The sequence below is a fragment of the Pseudomonas sp. CK-NBRI-02 genome (assembly GCF_008124495.1).
Lineage (GTDB): Bacteria > Pseudomonadota > Gammaproteobacteria > Pseudomonadales > Pseudomonadaceae > Aquipseudomonas > Aquipseudomonas guariconensis.
Genome location: NZ_VSJH01000004.1, coordinates 56,597 through 76,065, shown reverse-complemented (window position 1 = coordinate 76,065; position 19,469 = coordinate 56,597). Strand labels below are relative to the sequence as shown.

General features: G+C 60.4%; 34 protein-coding genes. 28 read left to right on the top strand and 6 right to left on the bottom strand.

Annotated features, from left to right (window positions below; all coding sequences use genetic code 11):
* Window positions 1-205: 205 nt before the first annotated feature.
* The 6 genes from DQ397_RS03890 to DQ397_RS03865 all read right to left on the bottom strand — a co-directional run bounded on the left by DQ397_RS03890 (window position 206) and on the right by DQ397_RS03865 (window position 2,571).
* Window positions 206-397 (bottom strand): hypothetical protein, encoded by a 192-nt coding sequence (locus tag DQ397_RS03890; RefSeq protein WP_043213153.1) that lies wholly within the window; start codon window positions 395-397, stop codon window positions 206-208.
* Window positions 394-777, bottom strand: a complete 384-nt coding sequence (locus DQ397_RS24670) for a hypothetical protein (protein ID WP_043213155.1) — start codon at window positions 775-777, stop codon at window positions 394-396. Before DQ397_RS24670 ends, DQ397_RS03890 begins: the two co-directional genes overlap by 4 nt.
* Window positions 764-991: an Arc family DNA-binding protein gene (locus DQ397_RS03880; protein WP_043213157.1), complete on the bottom strand. Its 228-nt coding sequence runs from the start codon at window positions 989-991 to the stop codon at window positions 764-766. The genes DQ397_RS24670 and DQ397_RS03880 overlap by 14 nt, the downstream gene beginning before the upstream one ends.
* Window positions 981-1,160, bottom strand: a complete 180-nt coding sequence (locus DQ397_RS03875) for a carbon storage regulator (protein WP_043213160.1) — start codon at window positions 1,158-1,160, stop codon at window positions 981-983. Before DQ397_RS03875 ends, DQ397_RS03880 begins: the two co-directional genes overlap by 11 nt.
* 87 nt (window positions 1,161-1,247) lie before the next feature.
* The gene (locus tag DQ397_RS03870) at window positions 1,248-1,631 is read right to left on the bottom strand and encodes a response regulator transcription factor (RefSeq protein WP_052352481.1); all 384 of its coding nucleotides are present in this window, start codon (window positions 1,629-1,631) and stop codon (window positions 1,248-1,250) included.
* A 118-nt stretch (window positions 1,632-1,749) separates the two neighbouring features.
* Window positions 1,750-2,571, bottom strand: coding sequence for an XRE family transcriptional regulator (locus DQ397_RS03865; protein ID WP_372240723.1), 822 nt, complete (start codon window positions 2,569-2,571; stop codon window positions 1,750-1,752).
* Window positions 2,572-2,649: 78 nt separating this feature from the next.
* Between DQ397_RS03865 and DQ397_RS24620 the strand changes: the two genes are divergently transcribed.
* The 28 genes from DQ397_RS24620 to DQ397_RS24455 all read left to right on the top strand — a co-directional run bounded on the left by DQ397_RS24620 (window position 2,650) and on the right by DQ397_RS24455 (window position 19,468).
* Window positions 2,650-2,973 carry a hypothetical protein gene (locus DQ397_RS24620; protein ID WP_202959341.1) on the top strand — a complete coding sequence of 108 codons (324 nt, stop codon included), beginning with the start codon at window positions 2,650-2,652 and terminating at the stop codon, window positions 2,971-2,973.
* 276 nt (window positions 2,974-3,249) lie between these two features.
* Window positions 3,250-3,507: a hypothetical protein gene (locus DQ397_RS03855; RefSeq protein WP_043213166.1), complete on the top strand. Its 258-nt coding sequence runs from the start codon at window positions 3,250-3,252 to the stop codon at window positions 3,505-3,507.
* Window positions 3,504-3,782 (top strand): hypothetical protein, encoded by a 279-nt coding sequence (locus tag DQ397_RS03850; RefSeq protein ID WP_052352482.1) that lies wholly within the window; start codon window positions 3,504-3,506, stop codon window positions 3,780-3,782. The genes DQ397_RS03855 and DQ397_RS03850 overlap by 4 nt, the downstream gene beginning before the upstream one ends.
* Window positions 3,779-4,042 carry a hypothetical protein gene (locus tag DQ397_RS03845; RefSeq protein ID WP_080642125.1) on the top strand — a complete coding sequence of 88 codons (264 nt, stop codon included), beginning with the start codon at window positions 3,779-3,781 and terminating at the stop codon, window positions 4,040-4,042. The genes DQ397_RS03850 and DQ397_RS03845 overlap by 4 nt, the downstream gene beginning before the upstream one ends.
* Window positions 4,039-4,320, top strand: a complete 282-nt coding sequence (locus tag DQ397_RS03840) for a hypothetical protein (RefSeq protein WP_043213169.1) — start codon at window positions 4,039-4,041, stop codon at window positions 4,318-4,320. The genes DQ397_RS03845 and DQ397_RS03840 overlap by 4 nt, the downstream gene beginning before the upstream one ends.
* Window positions 4,317-5,063, top strand: coding sequence for a hypothetical protein (locus DQ397_RS03835; protein ID WP_043213172.1), 747 nt, complete (start codon window positions 4,317-4,319; stop codon window positions 5,061-5,063). Before DQ397_RS03840 ends, DQ397_RS03835 begins: the two co-directional genes overlap by 4 nt.
* 71 nt (window positions 5,064-5,134) lie before the next feature.
* The gene (locus tag DQ397_RS03830) at window positions 5,135-5,449 is read left to right on the top strand and encodes a hypothetical protein (RefSeq protein ID WP_148921481.1); all 315 of its coding nucleotides are present in this window, start codon (window positions 5,135-5,137) and stop codon (window positions 5,447-5,449) included.
* Window positions 5,446-5,676: a hypothetical protein gene (locus tag DQ397_RS03825; protein WP_043213177.1), complete on the top strand. Its 231-nt coding sequence runs from the start codon at window positions 5,446-5,448 to the stop codon at window positions 5,674-5,676. Before DQ397_RS03830 ends, DQ397_RS03825 begins: the two co-directional genes overlap by 4 nt.
* Window positions 5,673-6,428: a helix-turn-helix domain-containing protein gene (locus DQ397_RS03820; RefSeq protein WP_080642126.1), complete on the top strand. Its 756-nt coding sequence runs from the start codon at window positions 5,673-5,675 to the stop codon at window positions 6,426-6,428. Before DQ397_RS03825 ends, DQ397_RS03820 begins: the two co-directional genes overlap by 4 nt.
* The gene (locus DQ397_RS03815) at window positions 6,409-7,212 is read left to right on the top strand and encodes an ATP-binding protein (RefSeq protein WP_043213179.1); all 804 of its coding nucleotides are present in this window, start codon (window positions 6,409-6,411) and stop codon (window positions 7,210-7,212) included. Before DQ397_RS03820 ends, DQ397_RS03815 begins: the two co-directional genes overlap by 20 nt.
* Window positions 7,209-8,600: a DnaB-like helicase C-terminal domain-containing protein gene (locus DQ397_RS03810; RefSeq protein WP_043213181.1), complete on the top strand. Its 1,392-nt coding sequence runs from the start codon at window positions 7,209-7,211 to the stop codon at window positions 8,598-8,600. Before DQ397_RS03815 ends, DQ397_RS03810 begins: the two co-directional genes overlap by 4 nt.
* Window positions 8,587-9,921, top strand: a complete 1,335-nt coding sequence (locus tag DQ397_RS03805; protein WP_043213182.1) for a site-specific integrase — start codon at window positions 8,587-8,589, stop codon at window positions 9,919-9,921. The genes DQ397_RS03810 and DQ397_RS03805 overlap by 14 nt, the downstream gene beginning before the upstream one ends.
* Window positions 9,914-10,201: a hypothetical protein gene (locus DQ397_RS03800; protein ID WP_043213183.1), complete on the top strand. Its 288-nt coding sequence runs from the start codon at window positions 9,914-9,916 to the stop codon at window positions 10,199-10,201. The genes DQ397_RS03805 and DQ397_RS03800 overlap by 8 nt, the downstream gene beginning before the upstream one ends.
* Window positions 10,198-10,572 (top strand): antiterminator Q family protein, encoded by a 375-nt coding sequence (locus DQ397_RS03795; RefSeq protein WP_043213185.1) that lies wholly within the window; start codon window positions 10,198-10,200, stop codon window positions 10,570-10,572. The genes DQ397_RS03800 and DQ397_RS03795 overlap by 4 nt, the downstream gene beginning before the upstream one ends.
* A 179-nt stretch (window positions 10,573-10,751) precedes the next feature.
* Complete coding sequence (locus tag DQ397_RS03790) at window positions 10,752-11,099, top strand: hypothetical protein (RefSeq protein WP_043213188.1); 348 nt, start codon at window positions 10,752-10,754, stop codon at window positions 11,097-11,099.
* A 340-nt stretch (window positions 11,100-11,439) separates the two neighbouring features.
* Complete coding sequence (locus DQ397_RS03785; RefSeq protein WP_080642127.1) at window positions 11,440-11,649, top strand: Com family DNA-binding transcriptional regulator; 210 nt, start codon at window positions 11,440-11,442, stop codon at window positions 11,647-11,649.
* On the top strand, window positions 11,646-12,290 hold the full coding sequence (locus DQ397_RS03780; RefSeq protein ID WP_043213190.1) for a hypothetical protein: 645 nt from the start codon (window positions 11,646-11,648) through the stop codon (window positions 12,288-12,290). Before DQ397_RS03785 ends, DQ397_RS03780 begins: the two co-directional genes overlap by 4 nt.
* Before the next feature lie 105 nt (window positions 12,291-12,395).
* Entirely contained in the window at window positions 12,396-12,719 is a 324-nt protein-coding gene (locus DQ397_RS03775) for a phage holin, lambda family (RefSeq protein WP_023379832.1), read from the top strand.
* The gene (locus DQ397_RS03770; RefSeq protein WP_043213192.1) at window positions 12,719-13,051 is read left to right on the top strand and encodes an HNH endonuclease; all 333 of its coding nucleotides are present in this window, start codon (window positions 12,719-12,721) and stop codon (window positions 13,049-13,051) included. Before DQ397_RS03775 ends, DQ397_RS03770 begins: the two co-directional genes overlap by 1 nt.
* Window positions 13,052-13,168: 117 nt before the next feature.
* Window positions 13,169-13,669, top strand: a complete 501-nt coding sequence (locus DQ397_RS03765) for a terminase small subunit (protein WP_043213193.1) — start codon at window positions 13,169-13,171, stop codon at window positions 13,667-13,669.
* Between the two features lie 3 nt (window positions 13,670-13,672).
* Window positions 13,673-15,352, top strand: a complete 1,680-nt coding sequence (locus DQ397_RS03760; protein WP_043213196.1) for a terminase large subunit — start codon at window positions 13,673-13,675, stop codon at window positions 15,350-15,352.
* 2 nt (window positions 15,353-15,354) lie between these two features.
* Window positions 15,355-16,566: a phage portal protein gene (locus tag DQ397_RS03755; RefSeq protein WP_043213197.1), complete on the top strand. Its 1,212-nt coding sequence runs from the start codon at window positions 15,355-15,357 to the stop codon at window positions 16,564-16,566.
* Window positions 16,553-17,194, top strand: coding sequence for an HK97 family phage prohead protease (locus tag DQ397_RS03750; RefSeq protein WP_043213199.1), 642 nt, complete (start codon window positions 16,553-16,555; stop codon window positions 17,192-17,194). The genes DQ397_RS03755 and DQ397_RS03750 overlap by 14 nt, the downstream gene beginning before the upstream one ends.
* Window positions 17,191-18,390, top strand: a complete 1,200-nt coding sequence (locus DQ397_RS03745; protein WP_043213201.1) for a phage major capsid protein — start codon at window positions 17,191-17,193, stop codon at window positions 18,388-18,390. Before DQ397_RS03750 ends, DQ397_RS03745 begins: the two co-directional genes overlap by 4 nt.
* A gap of 54 nt (window positions 18,391-18,444) precedes the next feature.
* Window positions 18,445-18,663 (top strand): hypothetical protein, encoded by a 219-nt coding sequence (locus tag DQ397_RS03740; protein WP_043213203.1) that lies wholly within the window; start codon window positions 18,445-18,447, stop codon window positions 18,661-18,663.
* Window positions 18,664-18,963 (top strand): head-tail connector protein, encoded by a 300-nt coding sequence (locus tag DQ397_RS03735; RefSeq protein WP_043213205.1) that lies wholly within the window; start codon window positions 18,664-18,666, stop codon window positions 18,961-18,963.
* The gene (locus tag DQ397_RS03730; protein ID WP_043213206.1) at window positions 18,963-19,283 is read left to right on the top strand and encodes a phage head closure protein; all 321 of its coding nucleotides are present in this window, start codon (window positions 18,963-18,965) and stop codon (window positions 19,281-19,283) included. The genes DQ397_RS03735 and DQ397_RS03730 overlap by 1 nt, the downstream gene beginning before the upstream one ends.
* 8 nt (window positions 19,284-19,291) lie before the next feature.
* Window positions 19,292-19,468: a hypothetical protein gene (locus tag DQ397_RS24455; RefSeq protein WP_178113768.1), complete on the top strand. Its 177-nt coding sequence runs from the start codon at window positions 19,292-19,294 to the stop codon at window positions 19,466-19,468.
* Window position 19,469: the final 1 nt, after the last annotated feature.

Sequence of the window (19,469 nt, the reverse complement as noted above, 5' to 3'; positions counted from 1 at the left end):
TATCACCTCGGTAACTGGCGAGGCCCGGAGCGATGCGACCATGTCGACTGCCCAGCTGCGCCCCTCCAGAAACATGAAGCGGTTGATGGGGCCGGTCACTACCACTTCGCTGCTGGTCGGGCCGACTTCGGCCTTCACTGGCGCTTTGGCGGCAGCCCGAGACTGCACCGAATTCAGGCGGCCGCGAGCACGCCGAAGCGCCATTTCAGCGAGGATTCCCATGACCCACCCCCTCCATGTCGGCTACAGCACGCAGACGCAGCGTGATACCGCACTCACGAGCCAGCTGGTTGAGCCGGCCCACGCTGGTGGTGCTGTCCTGCAATGCCTTGCCGAAACGCACCAGGCGCTCGCCCAGGTCCTCGAACTCGTTGCGGGCTGGCTTGGCCTGAGTCATGGCTCCTGCTCCTGCACGTCCTGCTGTTGCAAGGCTGCCAGTCGCAGGGCGGTATCGATCTCCTGATCCAGCTCTTCGGCGGAGATCCAGTTGTCGCCGCGCACCACCAGCAGGTCCTCGTCGGGATCTTTAATGCGCTCACGATCACGCAGCCAGCGGTACCGGCGCGCATCGGCAGCCATACGGACGTGCTCGTCGACCTGGAACTCTTCGCGCTCGAGCGCAGGTGTGACAAGGTCGCCTTGGCTGGCGCCGGCGATCACAGCCAGGCCACGACCGATCGAGACGTGGGCGCCGAGCAGGGCGAATGGCAGCACCTGCTCCAGGGTTGAGCCCTCCCGTGCGCGCAGCACCAGGGTGATGCGATCAGGCAGCGTCATGGGTCACCCCCTTTGCTTCCGCCGCCTGGGTGAGCGCATCGATGAGGGCGTTGGCGCGAGCGCGGCCTTCCAGGTATTCGCGGAGAGCAACAATCATCAGGCTATTCATGCTGCGATCCTCGGCTGCTGCCGTTGCGGCGACCTGGTCGCGCATGCCGTCCGGAAGGCGAACAACAAATTTGTCAGCGGTGCGGCTTTCGTACTCAAAGGCCATGACGTGGCTCCTTCTGTTTGCGTTCACGGATTTCTTCGCGGTCGATCGTCACGCCTTCCGGCGCCACGACACCCAGGCGCACGATGCCGCCGTTGATCTGCAGCACCTGCACGGTGATTCCATTGCCGATGACGATGCGTTCGCCAATGCGTCGACTAAGACAGAGCATGTATTCCTCCTTTTCTGGGCAAGCCGAAGGCCTGCCGCGATAAATGGCTTTCGCAAAAGCTGGATGGGTTAGGTCAGGTCGGTAGCGTCACGCCACCGCCAAGGCGCATTCGTGGCGCCGGTATGTGCGTGTCTCGGCAACCTTTCGTTCGCCTGGACGCCGAACGCGGGTGAACTCGTCGGTGCTGCTGATGGAGTGACCGATCAAAATGGCGCACAGCGTGAGAACCAGAGGAGAGATCAGGCCGCGGCGCATGGCCTCGGCAACAAGCGCGGGACGTTTGTAGACGCCGAGCTTATGCATTGCAGCTTCTATCCGCCCTTTGATTGATCTGGGAGACAGTCCGTCAAATTGAGCGATTTCCTTATCTGTATGTCCGGCAGCGACTGCAAGAAGACAGGTCAGCTCACGCTCGGCCAGGCCTTTGCCAAGATTTCCCTGCCATGACCCAAAGCTGATCGTGTTTGCCATATTGCGTACCGATAGTTCGTTTTGATGGCGCAAGAATGAACCGTCAAAATCGTACTGTCAAGGACCATAGGTACGTTTTAATGGCAAAAAGAAAGCGCCAAGGGAGGCGCTTTACTTGTTAGTGGAATGCAGCTGACCAGAATACCCGGCCTAAAATAGAGATCTCGTTCTCCCGCATCTGCTCAGCGGTGTACTCCTCGTCCGGGTGCTCTTCTCTGTTGAAGCTGCGCAGCCTTATACCGCCGCCAGGTAACCGGTACAGGGTTTTTACCCTCAAATGACCCGCATGAGACAAGGCGTACATCTTCCCATCGACCACGGACGTAGCGGCCTTATTGATTGCAACTGTGCTTCCATGCGGGAGAACTGGTTCCATCGAATTGCCGTGGACTGGCACACATACGGCCTGGTCAAACTGAACGCTGTGTTTTCGCAGGGTCATTTTGCCAAACCGCAGCTTCGCCTTGCTGCTTTCCTCAATCACCGTTCTGCCGCTCCCTGCAGACAACTCAACCTCACGAAGGAAGGGGACCTCCACCTCATCGTCATCAACGGGAGTTTCATCGTCCCAGGAGCTGATTGGAATTAGGTCCGGGTGATCATAGGCAGACATCTCTCGCAGTGTTACGCCGTCACCATTCTCGCTCAGAACAACAGTCTCTCTGTCCCTGACAACCAACTCAATATCGCCATTTACCTCACGGCGAGTGGCATCAGTATTGTTCCCCCAGAGAAGCCACTCAGGATCTGCCCGCAAGACCCGGGCGATTTCCGCGACTCTTTGGAATGTCGGCATGGATTCACCATGCAGCCACTTGGCGACTGCCTTAGGAGTCACTCTCAGCTCTCTAGATAGGCGCGTAGCGCTGCCGTGGCCGATATAGCCGGCATCGCGCATGGCTTGGGTAAGGCGTTCGGAGAATGCGTTCGTATGTACCATGAGTCCATTTTGCCTTCACTTGACGGACCTGTCAGTCCTTTTTACAGTGCGAACCACTGGTCCTAATTGGTACTAAATATGAATTCCATCAAAGCAGCCGTTGTGGCCGTTGGCGGTGTTGCCTGTGCTGCGAGGCTGTGCGGGGTTTCTTCTCGCGCCATCAACAAGTGGGTTGCTGCTGCTCGACTTCCCCGTACTGAATTTACTGGTGAGACCCGGCACGCCGAAAACTTGGCGAAGGGAGCGAAGGGGAAATTCACCGCCGATTCCCTCAAGGCCGCATCGGCTGCTGCTTACCAGAAGTCGATCCATGACAGCGATTGTAAAGAGTCGTGGACCATGAGTTCAGCGCCAGAAGGACCTGTTAATCCATCCAGTAAAAAAACCTTCTCGTTCCCTTGAAAACCGAAACTCGCTCGTTAAGTTGATAAGAGACAACACAAAAAAGCGCCAGTTGCGCTTTCAGAGGAGCGTGATATGCGCGTACGAACATCTACTCGCCAACCCCGTCCAGGGTAGGCAATGACCCTCTCAGGGGAGGGGGTTGCAGTTTTTGTGTTCTGTGGATGATGGGGGTTACCCAAATCCAGGGCACAAAAAACCCGCCGTAGGAGGCGGGTTTCCCTAAGCAGTCCACGCCAATGGACTTTTGAATCTTCGTCATTAGGAGACGACTTCATGCACCCGGAAAATAGCACCACGGTATCACCTGCGCAAGCTTGCGCGGACAAGCACCACCTGGAGCGAATGCATCGTGGGTCTCACAGCGCGTATCAAATCGCCCGGATTCTGCGCGATAACAATGAGTATGGCACTGAGGCTCCTCTCGACAATCGCGACCAGCACGGGCTCCTGCAGGCCTTGGAGTTCATTGCCTACAGCATCTACATGCATTGCGAAACTGAGCTGACGCTGAGTGATGGGGGGCAGCAATGAAGACCTCATTGCTTACCCAAGCACACGACTTCGCTACTGCCGGAGAGAGCGCATTCTGCTCAACCCTTGCCGGTGCGCCATGCAGCGAAGCCATCAATTACGCGAGCGCCATCCTTCAGAGCGCCACCAAGGTTTGCGATCTGCTCATCGATGCAGGGCAGAGCGCGTCCGGGGTGCATGCGGTTCGTATTTTGGTTGAGCAAGCCAAAGCCCTTGTGGATTCAACAATGCTTGCAGTTGAGCTGGCAGAAACTCGGGCTGGGGGTGAGCAATGAAGCCTGAAACCCTTGCTCATCCATTCGCTGTCAGTGGTGCACATGACGTATTCGAGGCCTGCGGCGGCATCCCGATCCACGAATCACTCGATGCCGCGACTGATCGTCTTGAGGCCGTTATCGCCGGTCTGCGCGTACTCATGCAGGAGCCTTCCGTCACGCACCACGCCACCCTGGTCTACTACGCCGCTGAATCTGCGTTGGCGCTCGTCTATGCCGCCCATGCTGGTGTTGAACCTTCCGTAGGAGGTGAGGCATGAGCGAGCAACAGCAAATCTGCGAGGACGCGACGTTCCAAATCCAGTGCGCCATGTGCCAGGTCGATTGGCTGCGCGGGGTTCTGCATGTGCTGGAGGATCGCCTCAAGAGTGCGGGTGATGAGCACGGTGCCAGCGTGGCGAATCTTGCCATCTACAACGCTGATGACTGGCACAACCAGCTCGACTGCGAGCGGGAAAGCTTGGAGAAGCGCGCAGCAGCTGTCTTCGCGCCACAAAAGCCGACTGTCGCCAAACGTGGCGCGGGAGGTGCGGTATGAACCTGCCTTCTAACGCCTTCACCACCATGGACACCACCGAGCTGCTGGCGCTAGTCAACGAGGCTCGGGCTGCGTTCGGCGAAGGTTCGGTCCGTCACAACGATTTCGTTGGGCGCTGCAAGGACGAGCTCGACGGCGAGTACTACGAAACTTTCGTAGTGCAAAATTTGAACAATACCCAGTCCGAGGGGCTTCGGCTTACCGCCGACCAATGCAAGTTGGTCGCCATGCGCGAGTCGAAGGGCGTGCGCCGTCGTGTGCTCTCCCGCCTGAATGAACTGGAAGGTCAGCAATCGCGCCCGATGACCCAGGCCGAGCTCATCGCTGCCAGCGCAAACCAGCTGGTGGCGATCGAGCGTCAGCAGGCTGTCCATCAGGTGGCGCTGGAGCGAGTTGAGGACCGCACGACCAAGCTTGAGCAAGTGCGCTACCTCGACTCGGTCCCCAGTGGCTTCGAGACCATCACCACGATCCGTGACCGCATCAACAATCGTCACGGCCTTCCGGCCTGGGTGGTGAACGCCGTCATGCGTGAGGTGACCGGCGCGCCGCTGCCGTTCGCCATGGTGCGGAGTCGGCATTCCGACGAAGGAGGGCAGCCATTCGCTATTTGGCCAAAGCCTGCGATCACCCGTCGATTCGACCAATTTGTCGAGCAGTGCACCTACGTCACGGCGGAGCGCGCCACCCATCCAGAAATCCCGCAGGGGCGGTTCAAGATTCACCCGAGGCAGCAGCCATGAAGAAGCCAACCAAGCAGCAGCTCATTCAGAAGGTCGCGGAAAGGGCGGCTGAGTACTACCGAGCGCAGTCCATGGCCAGACGCATCCGGATAAGGCTCAACGACGAGTACAGCCTGTTCTTCCAGGCGTGCGGCGAGCCAGACCCGAAGCGCCGTCGCATCGACCCAGCGAACCCGCTCTACGACGCTGTGATCGCCTATACGGCGGACACCTACGAGCTGTACCAGAAGGCGCAGCGGGTCAAGCACAACGCCAAGCGAGCGATGGAGTCGGCCATCAGGTCGATGATTGGCCCCGATGTCGACCACCAGCCTCCGCTAGCTCCTACGCCCTTGCCGCTGGCGCCGATGCGGCGGACCACTGCAACTGGGGAGACCCTGCAATGAACAACCCGTCTACCCCCCCCCAGGCGCTCCAGCAGGGCGCTGGCGCAACGATCATCAGCGGCCCATGGCCGACCTACGCCCAGTTCAAAAGCTTTCCGGATCGCGAGCGCTGGATGCTGTATGGCTCGGCCAAGACATATCGGGCAGCCCTGGAAGACCAAGGCCTGGTGATGAGCGAGAGCTACGACCAGTTCGTGCGCCGGGTTACAGAGGAGCTTGATCTGTGAGCATCCAACGTAAGTTCCAGGGCGTGTGGATTCCTGCCTCGCTGTGGCTGGACCACTCGCTGTCGACAAACGAGAAGGTGATGCTGGTGGAGATCGGCAGCCTAGAGGATGACATGCGTGGGTGCTACGCCACCAATGCGCACTTCGCTGAGTTCTTCGGTCTGTCGGTGTCCCGTGTATCCGAAATCATCAGCGGGTTGGCAGAGCGCGGTCTGATCGCTATCGAACAGATCAGGGAAGGTAAGCGGGTCGTGGAGCGCCGAATTCGTCTATCGACCCCCTTCGAAAAACCGAAGACCCCTTCGGAAAACACGGCGAACCCCTTCGGAAAAGGCGGCGAACCCCCTTCGGAAAACACGAAGGGGAGTAATACATCTATGAGTAATACAAAGAGGTTTAAAGACTTAGGTGTATCGGGTGCAAAAAACGATACCGATTTCGAACGCTTCTGGAAGCTGTATCCCCGCAAGACCAACAAGGTGAAAGCACGGAAGGCCTGGGAAAAACTCAGCCCTGATGCGGATCTGCAGACCGTCATGATCACCGCCTTGGCCAAACACTGCGTATCCAAGGACTGGACCAAGGAGAACGGCCAGTTCATCCCGCACGCCTCGACCTGGCTGAACGGCGAGCGCTGGCACGACGTGTTGCAGCCAGCTGCTGGCGGCGGACAGGCCGGCAGCTTCAACAACCTCCCTCAGCACACCGATGACATGTACCAGGAGAGCCATGATGGCCGAGCGAATTTCTGATCTGTTCCACTGTCGGCCAGCCATGCGTACCTACGCTGGCCATTGCCCTGTGCATGGCGATGTCGACATGAGCGAAGTCGAGCAGTTGGATGGCTCCATGCAACCCCGCGGGTGCAAGCGCTGCGCCTGGGAAGCCCTGAACATGGCGCCACGGGGTTCTGACGTGTTCCGCATGGCCAGCGCACAGCGCCAGGCTGAACGCGCAAATGCGGCCCTGATCGGCGCTGGAATCACCCCGCGCTTCGCCCATTCCACGTTCGACACCTTCCGGACGGGTGCCGGCGCCCCCCAGGTCCATGCATTGGAGGCCTGCCGCGACTATGCCGCACGCTTCCCTGAGCACTACCGGGCGGGCCGTTCTTTGCTCCTGACGGGCAACGTCGGGTGCGGCAAGACCCACCTGGGCAGCTCGATCGTCAGGACCGTGGTGGCCGATGGCGCCAGTGCCCTGATCGTCCCGGCCGGCGACATCGTCAGCATCGCTCGCGGCTCGATGGTGCCGGACTCGGGTTACACCGACCGTGACGTGGTGGTGCACCTGGGTGGGCTGGATCTGCTGGTGATCGACGAGGTGGGTTGCCAGAAGGGGAGCGAGTACGAGCTGGGCCTATTGCACAACATCATCGATCGCCGCTACCAGGCCGTGTTGCCGACCGTGCTGATCAGCAACCTCGGTCCGGACCAGCTGAAAGCCTACATCGGCGAGCGTGCGCTCGACCGCCTGCGGCAGAACGGCGGGCGTGTCGTGGGCTTCACCTGGTCCTCGATGAGGGCGGCGGCATGAGGGAGCTCTACAGTGATGAGGCTGAGCACGGCGTGCTCGGCGCCGTGATGCAGGCCGCCCTGCAGCAGGAGGATGGGCTGGTCGAGGACATCCTCGGCCAGATGACCTCAAGCGACTTCTACCACGCCGACAACGCGGCGCTGTTCGAGGTCATGCTTGAGTGTCGCGACCGGAGCATGCCGATAGATCCGGTTACCGTGGGTACGGTGCAGCGGACTTTGCCCAGCGGCGACCTGGTCATTGCTTACGCTGCCGAGCTGACCAACAAGGTTCCTTCGGTCGCCAACTGGAAGGCCTACGCCAAGCACGTCAAGGAGTGGGGGGTAATCCGCCGCATCCTCGACATCGCCGGGCAGGCCCGGGAGATGGTCCAGGCAGGCGCGCCGACAGCTGAGGTGATCGCCGCTTCCCAGCAGGCCATGGCTGACCTGCGAAACCTTGATGGCGAGACCAAGGGCTACAAGCGGTTGGATCAGTGGATGGGCGATGCTGCTGACCTGGTGGACGAGAAGCACCGCGGCGTGGCGCCGAAGTGGCCGTCCACCGGGCTCGATGAGCTGGACAAGTTGGTCCACGGCATCCGCCCGAAGAAGGTCACGGTGATCGCCGGTCTGCCCGGCAGTGGCAAAACCACTTTGGCCCTGCAGATCGCTCAGCACAACGCCGTCAAGGAGCGGAAGCCCTGGCTGGTGTTTTCCATCGAAATGCCGGGCGAAGAGCTGGGGCTGCGCGCCATCGCCTCGCTGGGCGGGGTGGCGCTGCACAAGCTGGACAACCCACAGGCGATGCGCGACGACGATTGGGCGCGGATGAGCGCCGCCGTGGGCCTGGCTCTGGACGCGCCTTTGTTCGTGTGCGATGACCCGGTGCAGACCCCGGCGACCATTCGCGCCACGGCCCGTCAGTGTCAGCGCGAGCACGGCCTGGCTGGCATCGTGGTCGACTACCTGACCCTGGTGCGCAGTGACCGCGCCGGCCGTACCCGGAGCGAGGAGGTGGGCAAGATCAGCAAGGCGCTGCTGCAACTGGCCAAGGAAATGGCGATTCCTGTCATCGAGCTGGCCCAGCTCAACCGCGATTCGACCAAACGCCCTGGGAAGAAGCCGCAGTCCAGCGACCTGCGCGACTCGGGCGAGATCGAGGCGGATGCCAGCTGCATTCTCATGGTGCACCGCGACATGGACAGCGAGGAGGGGCAGAACGGCCTCACCGAGATCCTGATGACCAAGTGCCGACATGCCCGGGTGGGTAGTTGCGTTGTTCAGCAGGAGGGGCAGTACGGCCGCTTCGCCAACTTCGCCGGGTCGCTGCCCAGTGACGATGAGGTCGAGATGGGCCGTGGGAGCTATGCCCAGCGCTACAAGGGGGCCGGCAATGAGCGTTTCTAAGACCCTGACCGTGACGATCAGTGATGCCGAGATCCGCCGCCACGCCGCCGGCGAAGTGCGCCAACTGCGCGACACCCGCCATCGTGAGCTGCGCTTTCGCTACTCGAGCAAGGACCGCACCCGCGGCGCCTGGCACGTGGTGGTCCGCCAGCGCTGGGGCAAGGCCGGCGATTTCCCGGGGATCAACACCAAGACCATGCTGGCCACACTGCCGGCCATCCTGGCGCGCCGGGCTGCCGATGCCGATGCCAAGTCCACCACCACCAGCTGGACGACAGTGGGTGATGTGCTGGAGTGGTACCGGGACCGGATGAACCGTGACCGGGGGTTGTCGGCCAAGCGCAAGGCCAGTGCTCGATCGGCTCTTGATCGCCATCTGATGCCACGCCTGCACGATCTGGCCCTGGGCGAGATCAGCAAGCAGGCCATCGACCAGCGCCTGATGTGGCCGATGCAGGAGCGCTATGCCCTGTCGTTCGTGCGTTCGGTGTATGGCGTGCTCTCGGCGGCGTTCCGCCAGGCCCTGCGCCTCGACCTGTTGCCGGCCAACCCGATGGCGGCGCTGAAGTTCACCGACTTCGTGCGCACCCGGATCAGGCCCAAGCCGGCGCGCCTGCGCGGGGACGATGTGCCCGGCCTGCTGATGACCGTGGCCGAACGCTTCGGCGCGGCGCCGGCGGGCTGCATGCTGGCTTTGATGATGCTGTGCCACGGCTCGCGATTGGGAGAAACCCGGCTGGCGCGCTGGCGAAACGTCAACCTCGATGCGGGGCGCTGGTTCATCCCTGCCGGGGACACGAAGACCAAGGCCGAGCACACGCTGCCGCTCACGGCCCAGGCCTGCGCATTGCTGCGTCGCTACCGGCGCCTGCAGGCCGCCCAGGGCTACACCGGTCCTCTGCTGTTCCCGGGTAGCCATGGCGCGCCGCTGAGCCCGAGCAAGGCCAACACCCTGTTCACCGATCTGGCCCGGGGCGAATGGTCCAGCCATGACCTGCGCAAGGTAGCGCGGACCGCCTGGACCGACCTGGGGGTGGACTACATGGTGGGCGAGCTGCTGTTGAACCACGCCATGAAGGACCTGGATGCCACGTACATCCACACCACCGCCGAGGCCTTGAAACGTCGGGCGTTGGAAGCCTGGCATCAGCACCTCGACAGCCAGGGCTTTACCGCCATTCACACCGGGACATTGCCGGGACACGAAACCGCGTGCGCAACCGTTGAGGCCAGCAATGGCGCTGGTTGCAGCACGTCACAGCATCCATCCCAAGGGAGGATGCACGATCAAGAATCCAAGCCAGGAGATGGCCATGAGTAACGTCACAGCGGCCATGCCGCGCAAAAGCCTGACTCCCGTCGAGCGGCAGTTCCTGAAGCAGGGCAACCGCATGCTGCTGGACCAAACCAATGGCCGGATCGCCTCGGCCGCCCTGATGGACATCGTGGCCGACTGGCACGGCTCCCGAGCCAACCAGGGCTTCGAACAATTCGCCAAGGCCTGGATCATCCAGGGCGGCGCCAAGAACAAGCACGCCTATAAGCTCCTGTGCGAGCTGTTCGGCCTGGATACCGACCCAACGCCCCGGAGGGCTGCATGAAGAAACGGACTTACGCAAACAAGCCCCTGGGCGATACCGAGTGGCTGCTCGAGCAATGGGGGAGCTGGCGGATGGATGGAATGGGCGTGCCTAGGTATGTCTCCCCATCCGTCAGCGCGGCAGCAACTGGAGGTGGCGTTGAATACTCGCTGACTGATGACGCCGCTCTGATGATCGACTCAGTCGTAGCCAGGCTGACGAAGCGCAACCAGCAGATGGGCGATTTCGTCTGGCTTTACTACGGCGCCAAGTGGACCTCGCTGCGAATCGGCGAGGCCAACAGGATGGCGGAGCGCAAAGCTTTCGAAGTCATCAAACAGGGCGTAGCTTGGGTCGATTCGGCCTTGGAGCATTTGCGCGAAGCCGCGTGAAAAAGTTCTTTCCGGGCGGATAAACACCTGTTTTCATAGCAGCGTGTCCAGCTTGCAGGCAACGCGACACAGACGAACCCCGGCATAGCGTCGGGGTTTTCGTTTGCGGCATATTGCCATCATCAGCTATGTCAATTTATTGTTCTTTTTCATGCCCAATAATTTGACGGAGTGAAGTGATGTTTTCTGAGTTTGCGATTTCGGCGCAGCTGTTGTGGCAGGCTATAACCACTGGTTTGCTGTCTGCTGTGCTGGTTTGCGGAATCTTCTACCTGGGTCGAAATTACCGTTATGGCTCAACGTGGCACTATGTGGCCATACCTGTAGTAATGGTTTTTTTGATATTGATACCTCATGGATGGCATACGGTTTTTGGGACCGACCCGCGTGACTTCGCAAGCCTCTTGGAGGCCCGGAAAATGTTGCCAGCCGCTTCATTGCTTGAGGCTGATTTCTGGGGGGTTCTCGCCGGCGCAGCGCTTGGTGTCGTTGTATCGTATTTCTTGCCGGCCAGAACCTACTGGTAACCGACGCCCATGAAATGACCCGCCAACGGCAGTACCTTTCTGGAACAGCCAGCGCGGGAACTGGAGGGAAGCGCCACTGCATCGATCTGACAGGGTTGCTATCTCCATCCACTCCAAGCCTCGGCATTCGCCGGGGCTTTTTATTTCTGCTGCAAATAAAAAAGCCCCGATCATTTTCGGGGCTCTTCGATTCTGCCGCGGAAAAGAGAGGGCGACTCCAAAGGGTGCTGACACACCCAAAGGAGACGCCAGATCGCAGAGTGTACCTGCAAGCCAGCCAAGGCCCTCACTGCTCGCGCGAGCGGGGCGGAGCCTAGCAGAAAACCAAAAGGCTTTGCAGATGTTGAAAGACTTCCGCTGCGGTAAGTGCAGCAGACTTCTCGCCCGTGTGGGCGTTTTGATTGAACTCCAGATCAAGTGCTCCCGCTGCGGAACACTGAATCATGTGAAGGCCCCGAGCCTCGAGTTATCGCCGTTGAGCGAATTTTGTGCGGCGCCTGTCGCACGGCAACGACCCAATTCATCTACCGATACCGAGGTACACCCATGAAATTTCTGAAGACCGCTATCCTGGCCGCCGCTCTGGCAGCCTCCGCTGCAGCTTCCTCTGCTTGGGCTGCAACTGCCCAGTCCTGGAACCTGGCCCGTGACATGTACATCGCGACGGAAAGCGCGGCGCCCGGCTCGCCGTGGGCCTTCATGCAGAACAAGACGGCGCAGAACCTGTCCGCCAACTACACGATGATGCCGACTTTCGTCGCGGACACTTGCAACGGTGCCAACGTCACCTGCTGGCGAGACGCGACCACTAGCGCTTACATCAACGTTGTGAAAAAGAGCTTCACGTTCACTGGCAGTGGCGGCAGTTTCGTGTTCAAGCAGGGTGATGCGGTTACTCATCCTGGCTCGAACAGTCAGACCGTTGTTCGTTGGACCAGTCCAATCTCGGGCAACATCAATGTGCTCGGTCGCGTCAACGACCTGCATAACTCTTGTGGGGATGGCATTTCTTGGTCGCTGAACCTAGGCGACACCCCAATCCAGTCCGGAAACCTTCCGAATGGCGGCAGCTCGGTCATCAAGGCCAGCGACGTCGCGGTAGACCAGGGGTCTGCTGTCTACTTGGTCATCGACAAGAAGGCTGACTACTCCTGCGATGCCACCAGCCTGGATCTACTGATCACCAACTGATCCACAGGTGCCATTCGAATGGCCTGGCTATGTCCCAGGCCCATTCACTCAAGACCCTGAAATTACAGGACTTCATTTTCGCTCCCCGTAAAGGGAGGAATCGAGATGCCGAACATGCCAGAAAAGGACCCGGGCCTGTGGGCCGCTGTGCTCGCATGGTTGATCGCGCATCAGCCACAGCTCTATACCGGCGGCATTGCTGCTGCGGTGGCGATGTGTCGCGTCATCTATGGCGGAGGCCGAGGTCGCAAGATCTTCTTGGAAGGCGCGATCTGCGGCCTGATCGCGATCAGCCTGTTGCCAGTGCTGGAGTACTTTGCTTTGCCGCCCAACCTTTCTGTATTTGCCGGCTGCATGGTCGGTTTCATGGGTGTTGAGAAGCTGCGTGACTACTCCGACCGGTTCATGAGCAAGAAGGTAGAAGGCTGATGGCCAGGCTCAAGACGCTCGGCTCTCGTATCAAGGAGAGCGCAGGCTCTCGGGTCAAGGTGGTTACGCCAGGCAGTTGGCGGAGCGGCATGACCAGTTCCCAGCGTGGCTACGACTACCGATGGCAGAAGGCGCGGGAGCAGTACCTGCGCGACAACCCTTTGTGTGTTTACTGCGCCAAGCATGGCAGGACTGTTGCGGCCAGCGTGGTTGACCACATCGTTGCGCATCGTGGCGACAAGGATCTCTTCTGGGACCAGACCAACTGGCAGTCCCTATGCAAGCCCTGCCATGACTCGGTCAAGCAAGCTGAGGAAGCCGGTCAGGCCTAGAGCGTGTTGGCTGCGGACCGCAAGGTAGGGGGGGAGTCAAAATATAGAGGCTCGCCCGTAGCTAGACCGCCCCCGATCCCACGCGCACATTTTTCTCGACCCTCAAGGTTTTTGTTAATGGTGTTAACAGACAAACAGCGACGGTTTGTTGACGCTAAGGCCCGAGGTGCGTCCAACAAAGAAGCAGCGGAAGCCGCAGGCTGCAAGGCCTCGGTGGCTGCTGCGTCAGGTTCGCGATGGGCGAACGATCCCAAGATTGCATCCGCAATTCTGGCCCGCAAAGCAGAGCTCAGTGTTAACCCTGAGCCGAAGAAGCGGGGCCAGAAACCGAAGGGTGATGAAAGTGCCGTGGAGCCCGTTGAACTCAACGAGGCTGACGGGGAGTTCCTGAGCTGTCTTCCTTCCACCCAGGATCCTCTGGAGTGGTTGCTGGCCTTGATGAACGAGCCTCGGGCAAAGGTCTTCGACCGGCGCAACGCCGCGCAGACAGCTGTGCCTTACATCCATGGGAAGAAGGCTGAGGCGGGCAAGAAAGAACAAAAGGCCGAGGCTGCCAAAGAGGCCGGCAAAGGCCGTTATGCCCAGGGTAAGCCACCGCTCTCTGTCGTGAAGGGATAACTCATGCAATGGACCACGGCCTGCCCAGACTGGTGGCGGCGCCTGGCTGCCGGCGAATCGATCATCCCGCCACCGCTGTTCCCCGATGAGGCTGAAGCGAGCCTTGAGGTATTCAAGGGGCTCAAGATCGTCGATGCCCCGGGCAGCCCCACGATCGAAGCCTCCTGCGCGCCCTGGGTGCTGGCCTTCGCCGGCGCAGTGTTTGGTAGCTACAACAGCGAGACAGGCGAGCGACTGATCCGCGAGGTGATGCTCTGCATTCCGAAGAAGAACAGTAAGTCGACCATCGCTGCCGGCATCATGCTCACCGCGCTGATCCGCAACTGGCGCCTATCGGCGGAGTTCATCATCCTGGCCCCGACCAAGGAGATCGCTGATAACTCCTTCATCCCGGCCAAGGACATGGTCAACAACGATGACGAGTTGAAGGCTTTGCTGCATGTGCAGCCACACTTGAGGCTGATCACCCATCGCGAAACCGGGGCAACGCTCAAGGTCGTGGCGGCTGACAGCGACGTAGTGGGTGGTAAAAAGGCTGTTGGTGTCCTGATCGATGAGGCCTGGCTGTTCGGCAAGAACCCCAAGGCCGCGGACATGATCCGCGAAGCCACTGGCGGCCTGTTGTCCAGGCCTGAAGGCTTCATCATCTGGCTGACGACCCAGTCGAACGAGCCCCCGGCCGGTGTGTTCAAGTCGAAGCTGACCTATGCCCGCGGTGTGCGTGACGGCCGCATCGACGACAACCGTTTCCTGCCGATCATCTACGAATTCTCGAAAGAGATGATCGAGAGTGGCGAGGCCCGGAAGCCAGAAAACTTCCATCTGGTGAATCCGAACATTGGTTATTCGGTAGACCGACCAACGCTTGAGCGCTTGCATATGCAGGCAGAGATCGATGGTGAGGCGGAGATGCGTGGCTTTCTCGCCAAGCACCTCAACATCGAGATCGGACTTGCTCTGATGTCCGACAGTTGGGTCGGCGCCGCCTTCTGGGAACCCCAGGCCAAGGAAGGCATGACGCTGGATGACTTGCTCGAGCAATGCGAGGTCATCGTCGTCGGCGGCGACGGGGGCGGGCTGGATGACTTGCTCGGCCTTGCTGTGATCGGCCGAGTTCGCGAATCCCGCACCTGGTTGCACTGGGCGCATGCCTGGGCTCATCCCTCGGTACTTGATCGACGTAAGTCAGAAGCTCCCAGGCTCAGAGACTTGGAAGCAACCGGTGACCTGACCATTGTCGACAAGATCGGTGACGACGTTGATCAACTGGCGGCGATCGTGGCCCGGATCAATGAGGCCGGCCTGCTCGACAAGGTCGGCCTCGACCCGGCCGGAATCGGCGCAGTGCTAGATGCGTTGGCGGATGTCGGCATCGACGAGGAACAGATCGTTGGCATCTCGCAGGGCTGGAAACTCACCGGCGCAATCAAGACGACCGAACGCCGGCTCGCCGAAGGAACGCTTATTCACTGCGGGCAGCCACTCATGGCCTGGTCCTGTGGAAACGCCAAGGGTGTGCCATCGGCCAACGCCTTCTTGATCACCAAGCAAGCTTCCGGCACCGCGAAAATTGACCCGCTCATGGCGACCTTCAACGCCGTGTCGCTGATGGCCCTCAATCCCGAGGCACGCGGCGGCCTGGACGACTACCTCAACCACGGCTTCTTCGGATTGATAGGCTGACCATGGCATTCAAATGGTACAACCCCATGACCTGGGGCTTCTTCGGCTTTACCGACCCGACCACGGGCGACTATGTCGAGGTTGACCTTGAGGTCGGCGGCAAACGCACCAAGGCCGGTGTTCGTGTCACCGCCAAGACGGCCTTATCCATCAGCATGGTCTGGTCTTGCGTAAAGATCCTTTCCGAGTCGCTGAGCGGGTTGCCCCTCAAGCTATACGAGGACAAGGATGGCGGCCGGTCGCTGGTCACCGGGAGCGATCGGATGCTCAAGCTGCTGCGCAAGCCAAACCCCTACATGACCCTGCTGAACTTTCTCAAGTTCGTGGTCGTGAACATGGCCCTGCGTGGCAACGCCTTTGCGCTGATCGAACGCAACGTGAATAACGATGTGATCGGCATCGTTCCCTTAGACGGCAAGACGGTCACCATTGATACGGGCGAGGACCTGCTCTACTGGGTAACTCCAAGCAAGGGTGACCGGTTCCCGGTATCGCCGGAGAACATGCTGCACTTCAAGCTGTTCAGCCTGGACGGCATCGATGGTCTGTCTCCTATCGAGCACCAGGCGGAAACCATGGGCCTGGCCAAGGCTGGTCAGCAGTGGTCGGCCCGTTTCATGCGCAAGGGAGGCTTCACGGGCGGCTACGTCATCTACGAGCAGTTCCTCACCAAGGCCCAACAGGCTCAGGTCATGGAGAAGTTCCCCGATGTGCGCAAGGCCGACGCCGACGACATCGGCAAGATGGCGATCCTGCAGGGCAACCCCAAGATCGTCCCGGCTGGCATCAGCCAGAAGGATGCACAGTTCATCGAGTCGCAGCAGTTCCAGGAGGAAGCCCTGGCGGGAATCTACGGCGTACCGCTGTGGCTGGCCAACCGCGCCGGCAAGACCTCAATCATGGGCTCGAACCTGGAGCAACAGCTCACTGGGTTTATCACCTTCGGCCTGAAACCCTACATCGACGCGGTCGAAGACGAACTCAACGACAAGCTATTCCGCTCAACGACCCGATTCGTGGAATTCGTGGTCGAGGGCCTGCTGCGCGCGGACAGCGCCGGGCGTGCCGCTTACTTCCAGGCTGCGCTTGGCGGCTCTGGCGGCTCTGGTTGGCTTTCCATCGACGAGGTCCGCGAGAAAGAAAACTACCCGCCGCTGGGCGGCGACTACGCCCGGGTCACCCGGTGGGAGATGCAAAAAAATGGCGAACCTTGAATGCCCGTTCGAGCTCAAGGCCGTGGATGAAGCCGGCAACTTTGAAGGCTACGCCGCGGTGTTCAACAACGTCGACCTCGGCGACGACGTGATCCTGCCCGGCGCATTTACCCGGGTGAAGGCAACTCGCAGTGGCAAGTTGAAGCTCGCCCTGTACCACGACCTGACTCGCTTGGTCGGCGCCGCTGACTACACCCAGGACGACCACGGCCTTCTGTTGAAAGGCCAGGTCAACCTCAACGTCAGTTATGCCCGCGACGGCTACGAGCTGATGAAGGCAGACATCCTCGACAGCATGTCGATCGGCTTCAACACCATCAAGGCGGATTTCGAAGAGCGAGCGGGTCGGCGCGTCCGCGTCATCAAGGAGGCCGAACTGTGGGAGGCCTCCTTCGTCCCGTTCGGCATGAACCCCAAGGCGCACGTCCTCAGCGTCAAATCGGATATCAGGCTTTTCGAGAAAGCCCTGCGCGAACGCATGGGCCTCTCGCAGAAGGAAGCGGCGGCAGTCGCTTCGCTCGGCTACACCGCGCTACGCCGTGACGGCGGGAGCGAGGCCACGGCGATCGTGGATGAGCTGAAAGAAATTCCCAACTTGTTCACCCAATATTTCGGAGTATCGCCATGAGCGAAGTGAAAGAACTGAAGGATTCCATCGAGCTGCAACTGAAGAGCGGCTTCGAAGGATTGCAGAAGAAATACGATGCGGCCATGGAGGAGGTCGAGAAGGGCAACAAGGTCGCCGGCGACCTCAAGAAGCAGATCGAAGACCAGAAGGGCGAGCTGCAAAAGGTCATCGACCAGGTCGTTGATCTGGAGCAGAAGGGCGTCAAACTGCGTGGCCAACCAGGCGAGGGCAAAAGCTTCATCGACCTGATCAAAGGCGACGAGAGCTACAAGTCGCTGAAGCGCGGCGGCGGCCTGGCTGAGCTCGATGTGACCAAGTCCGACATGGCCAGCATGAAGGAAATGAAGGTCACCAGCGCTGGTATCGTAGTCCCTCAGTACGACCCAGTGATCCAACCTGGCATTCGCCAGGAGCTGCGCATTCGTGATCTGCTGACTGCTGTGCCGGTGTCCGGTCAGAACTACACCTACTTCCGCGAGAACCTGCACACCCGTGGAGCGGCGCCGGTCGCGGAGGGCGGCCTGAAACCGACGAGCAATGTCACCTTCACCACCGAAACCGACCGCGTGAAGAAAATCGCGGTGTGGATGCCGGTGACCGACGAAGCGCTGGACGACGTTCCGCAGCTGTTCGCCTACCTGCAGCAATTGCTGCGCTACGACCTGAAGCTGGAGGAGGAAGCGCAGATTCTCAAGGGCGACGGTACCGGCGAAAACCTGAACGGCCTGATGACCCAGGCCACCAGCTACAACACCGCGCTCAGCAAGGCCGGCGACACCGCCATCGACCTGGTCCGTCGTTCCATCTACCAGGTGCGCAAGCAGTCGCAAATGTCCGCCGATGGCGTGGTGATGACCGAGCTGGACTGGATGAACATCGAACTGCAGAAGGATGGCGAGAATCGCTACCTGTTCGCCAATCTGCAGGGCCTGGTCACTCCAATCCTGTGGGGCCGTCCGGTGATCACGTCTGACAGCATGGATGAAGGCGATGCCGACACCGGCGGCGAGTTCCTGACTGCGAACTTCGCTCGTTCCACCACGCTGTTCGACCGCATGTCTTTCCTGTTCAAGATGGGCCTGATCAACGATCAGTTCATCAAGAACGAGCGCGCCCTGCTGGTCGAAGAGCGCCTGGGTCTCGGCGTGCGCCGCAAGGAGGCGCTGGTCAAGGGCCGGTTCCCGACTGGCGCCTAATACAACCTCACCGAAGGCCGGCTCATCGCCGGCCTCTTCCTTTCTGGAGGCAGCATGAAAATCAAGATCCTGTGGGGCTTCGTTGGCAATGGAGCTCTGCTCAAGGCCGACTCAAACAAGATCAAGGCCGGGACGGTGTTCGACGATGCAGACGACGAATATGCCCATTCGTTGATCGGCAAAGGTCTGGCCGAAGAAGTCGGTGACGACGGCAAACCGAAGGCAGCTAAGCCCAAGGAATCCAAGCCGACGGCTCCCAAAGAGGCCAAGTAAATGATCGACCTGGCCAACGTGAAGATGCACCTGCGGGTCGATGGCGATGAAGAAGACGCCTTGATCGGCGGATACATCGAGGCGGCCAAGGCCCACATCGAGCAGCACTGCGACCGAAAGCTGGTGGAGGTCGACCCAGTTGAGCCAGACGAGATGGGTCTGACTCGCGACGTCGAGCAGGCCGTCCTTCTGCTGGTCGGGCACTGGTACGCCAACCGTGAGGCCGTGGCCGTGGGCACGATCGCCACGGCCATGCCGCTCGCCGTCGAAAGGCTGCTCTGGTACAGGAAGCGCTTCTGATGAGAGCCGGCCCCTTGAAGCATCGTTGCGAGGTGTCCAAGCCACACCTCGAGTCCAACCGATCAGGCGGCGCGACCAAGACATGGCTGCCAGTTGGCAAGGTCTGGGCAGAAATCACCATGCCTACCGGGCGTGTCGAGCCTGTGGCAGAGCAGTTGACGGCGACGATCACCGCCGAGATCCGTGTCCGCCCACGGTCCGACTTCGCTGCCGAATGGCGGATCACCGAGCGCCGTGTCACCTACCAGGTGGAGGCCGTGCTGCTGGACAACGACCGGACCATGATGCGGCTGTTGTGTTCATCGGTCCCGAACCCCTGAGGTGCACCATGAAGATGAAGATCCAGGCGCTCGGCCCGCTCTCCGGAGCCTGCGGCGAGCGCGAGAAGAAAGAGATTTTCGAGGTCGAGCGAGCGTATGGCCAAGGGTTGATCGCCCGTGGCTACGCCGTGGAGATCATCGACAAGGCTGAAAAGCCGACCAAGGCTGATCAATCCAAGGAGTGAC

What these genes read in the sequence shown, in the direction of transcription:
- DQ397_RS03890 (WP_043213153.1), bottom strand. Translation starts at nt 397, where the DNA reads ATGACTCAGGCCAAGCCAGCCCGCAACGAGTTCGAGGACCTGGGCGAG.
- DQ397_RS24670 (WP_043213155.1), bottom strand. Translation starts at nt 777, where the DNA reads ATGACGCTGCCTGATCGCATCACCCTGGTGCTGCGCGCACGGGAGGGC.
- DQ397_RS03880 (WP_043213157.1), bottom strand. Translation starts at nt 991, where the DNA reads ATGGCCTTTGAGTACGAAAGCCGCACCGCTGACAAATTTGTTGTTCGC.
- DQ397_RS03875 (WP_043213160.1), bottom strand. Translation starts at nt 1,160, where the DNA reads ATGCTCTGTCTTAGTCGACGCATTGGCGAACGCATCGTCATCGGCAAT.
- DQ397_RS03870 (WP_052352481.1), bottom strand. Translation starts at nt 1,631, where the DNA reads ATGGCAAACACGATCAGCTTTGGGTCATGGCAGGGAAATCTTGGCAAA.
- DQ397_RS03865 (WP_372240723.1), bottom strand. Translation starts at nt 2,571, where the DNA reads ATGGTACATACGAACGCATTCTCCGAACGCCTTACCCAAGCCATGCGC.
- DQ397_RS24620 (WP_202959341.1), top strand. Translation starts at nt 2,650, where the DNA reads ATGAATTCCATCAAAGCAGCCGTTGTGGCCGTTGGCGGTGTTGCCTGT.
- DQ397_RS03855 (WP_043213166.1), top strand. Translation starts at nt 3,250, where the DNA reads ATGCACCCGGAAAATAGCACCACGGTATCACCTGCGCAAGCTTGCGCG.
- DQ397_RS03850 (WP_052352482.1), top strand. Translation starts at nt 3,504, where the DNA reads ATGAAGACCTCATTGCTTACCCAAGCACACGACTTCGCTACTGCCGGA.
- DQ397_RS03845 (WP_080642125.1), top strand. Translation starts at nt 3,779, where the DNA reads ATGAAGCCTGAAACCCTTGCTCATCCATTCGCTGTCAGTGGTGCACAT.
- DQ397_RS03840 (WP_043213169.1), top strand. Translation starts at nt 4,039, where the DNA reads ATGAGCGAGCAACAGCAAATCTGCGAGGACGCGACGTTCCAAATCCAG.
- DQ397_RS03835 (WP_043213172.1), top strand. Translation starts at nt 4,317, where the DNA reads ATGAACCTGCCTTCTAACGCCTTCACCACCATGGACACCACCGAGCTG.
- DQ397_RS03830 (WP_148921481.1), top strand. Translation starts at nt 5,135, where the DNA reads ATGGCCAGACGCATCCGGATAAGGCTCAACGACGAGTACAGCCTGTTC.
- DQ397_RS03825 (WP_043213177.1), top strand. Translation starts at nt 5,446, where the DNA reads ATGAACAACCCGTCTACCCCCCCCCAGGCGCTCCAGCAGGGCGCTGGC.
- DQ397_RS03815 (WP_043213179.1), top strand. Translation starts at nt 6,409, where the DNA reads ATGGCCGAGCGAATTTCTGATCTGTTCCACTGTCGGCCAGCCATGCGT.
- DQ397_RS03810 (WP_043213181.1), top strand. Translation starts at nt 7,209, where the DNA reads ATGAGGGAGCTCTACAGTGATGAGGCTGAGCACGGCGTGCTCGGCGCC.
- DQ397_RS03805 (WP_043213182.1), top strand. Translation starts at nt 8,587, where the DNA reads ATGAGCGTTTCTAAGACCCTGACCGTGACGATCAGTGATGCCGAGATC.
- DQ397_RS03800 (WP_043213183.1), top strand. Translation starts at nt 9,914, where the DNA reads ATGAGTAACGTCACAGCGGCCATGCCGCGCAAAAGCCTGACTCCCGTC.
- DQ397_RS03795 (WP_043213185.1), top strand. Translation starts at nt 10,198, where the DNA reads ATGAAGAAACGGACTTACGCAAACAAGCCCCTGGGCGATACCGAGTGG.
- DQ397_RS03790 (WP_043213188.1), top strand. Translation starts at nt 10,752, where the DNA reads ATGTTTTCTGAGTTTGCGATTTCGGCGCAGCTGTTGTGGCAGGCTATA.
- DQ397_RS03785 (WP_080642127.1), top strand. Translation starts at nt 11,440, where the DNA reads ATGTTGAAAGACTTCCGCTGCGGTAAGTGCAGCAGACTTCTCGCCCGT.
- DQ397_RS03780 (WP_043213190.1), top strand. Translation starts at nt 11,646, where the DNA reads ATGAAATTTCTGAAGACCGCTATCCTGGCCGCCGCTCTGGCAGCCTCC.
- DQ397_RS03775 (WP_023379832.1), top strand. Translation starts at nt 12,396, where the DNA reads ATGCCGAACATGCCAGAAAAGGACCCGGGCCTGTGGGCCGCTGTGCTC.
- DQ397_RS03770 (WP_043213192.1), top strand. Translation starts at nt 12,719, where the DNA reads ATGGCCAGGCTCAAGACGCTCGGCTCTCGTATCAAGGAGAGCGCAGGC.
- DQ397_RS03765 (WP_043213193.1), top strand. Translation starts at nt 13,169, where the DNA reads ATGGTGTTAACAGACAAACAGCGACGGTTTGTTGACGCTAAGGCCCGA.
- DQ397_RS03760 (WP_043213196.1), top strand. Translation starts at nt 13,673, where the DNA reads ATGCAATGGACCACGGCCTGCCCAGACTGGTGGCGGCGCCTGGCTGCC.
- DQ397_RS03755 (WP_043213197.1), top strand. Translation starts at nt 15,355, where the DNA reads ATGGCATTCAAATGGTACAACCCCATGACCTGGGGCTTCTTCGGCTTT.
- DQ397_RS03750 (WP_043213199.1), top strand. Translation starts at nt 16,553, where the DNA reads ATGGCGAACCTTGAATGCCCGTTCGAGCTCAAGGCCGTGGATGAAGCC.
- DQ397_RS03745 (WP_043213201.1), top strand. Translation starts at nt 17,191, where the DNA reads ATGAGCGAAGTGAAAGAACTGAAGGATTCCATCGAGCTGCAACTGAAG.
- DQ397_RS03740 (WP_043213203.1), top strand. Translation starts at nt 18,445, where the DNA reads ATGAAAATCAAGATCCTGTGGGGCTTCGTTGGCAATGGAGCTCTGCTC.
- DQ397_RS03735 (WP_043213205.1), top strand. Translation starts at nt 18,664, where the DNA reads ATGATCGACCTGGCCAACGTGAAGATGCACCTGCGGGTCGATGGCGAT.
- DQ397_RS03730 (WP_043213206.1), top strand. Translation starts at nt 18,963, where the DNA reads ATGAGAGCCGGCCCCTTGAAGCATCGTTGCGAGGTGTCCAAGCCACAC.
- DQ397_RS24455 (WP_178113768.1), top strand. Translation starts at nt 19,292, where the DNA reads ATGAAGATGAAGATCCAGGCGCTCGGCCCGCTCTCCGGAGCCTGCGGC.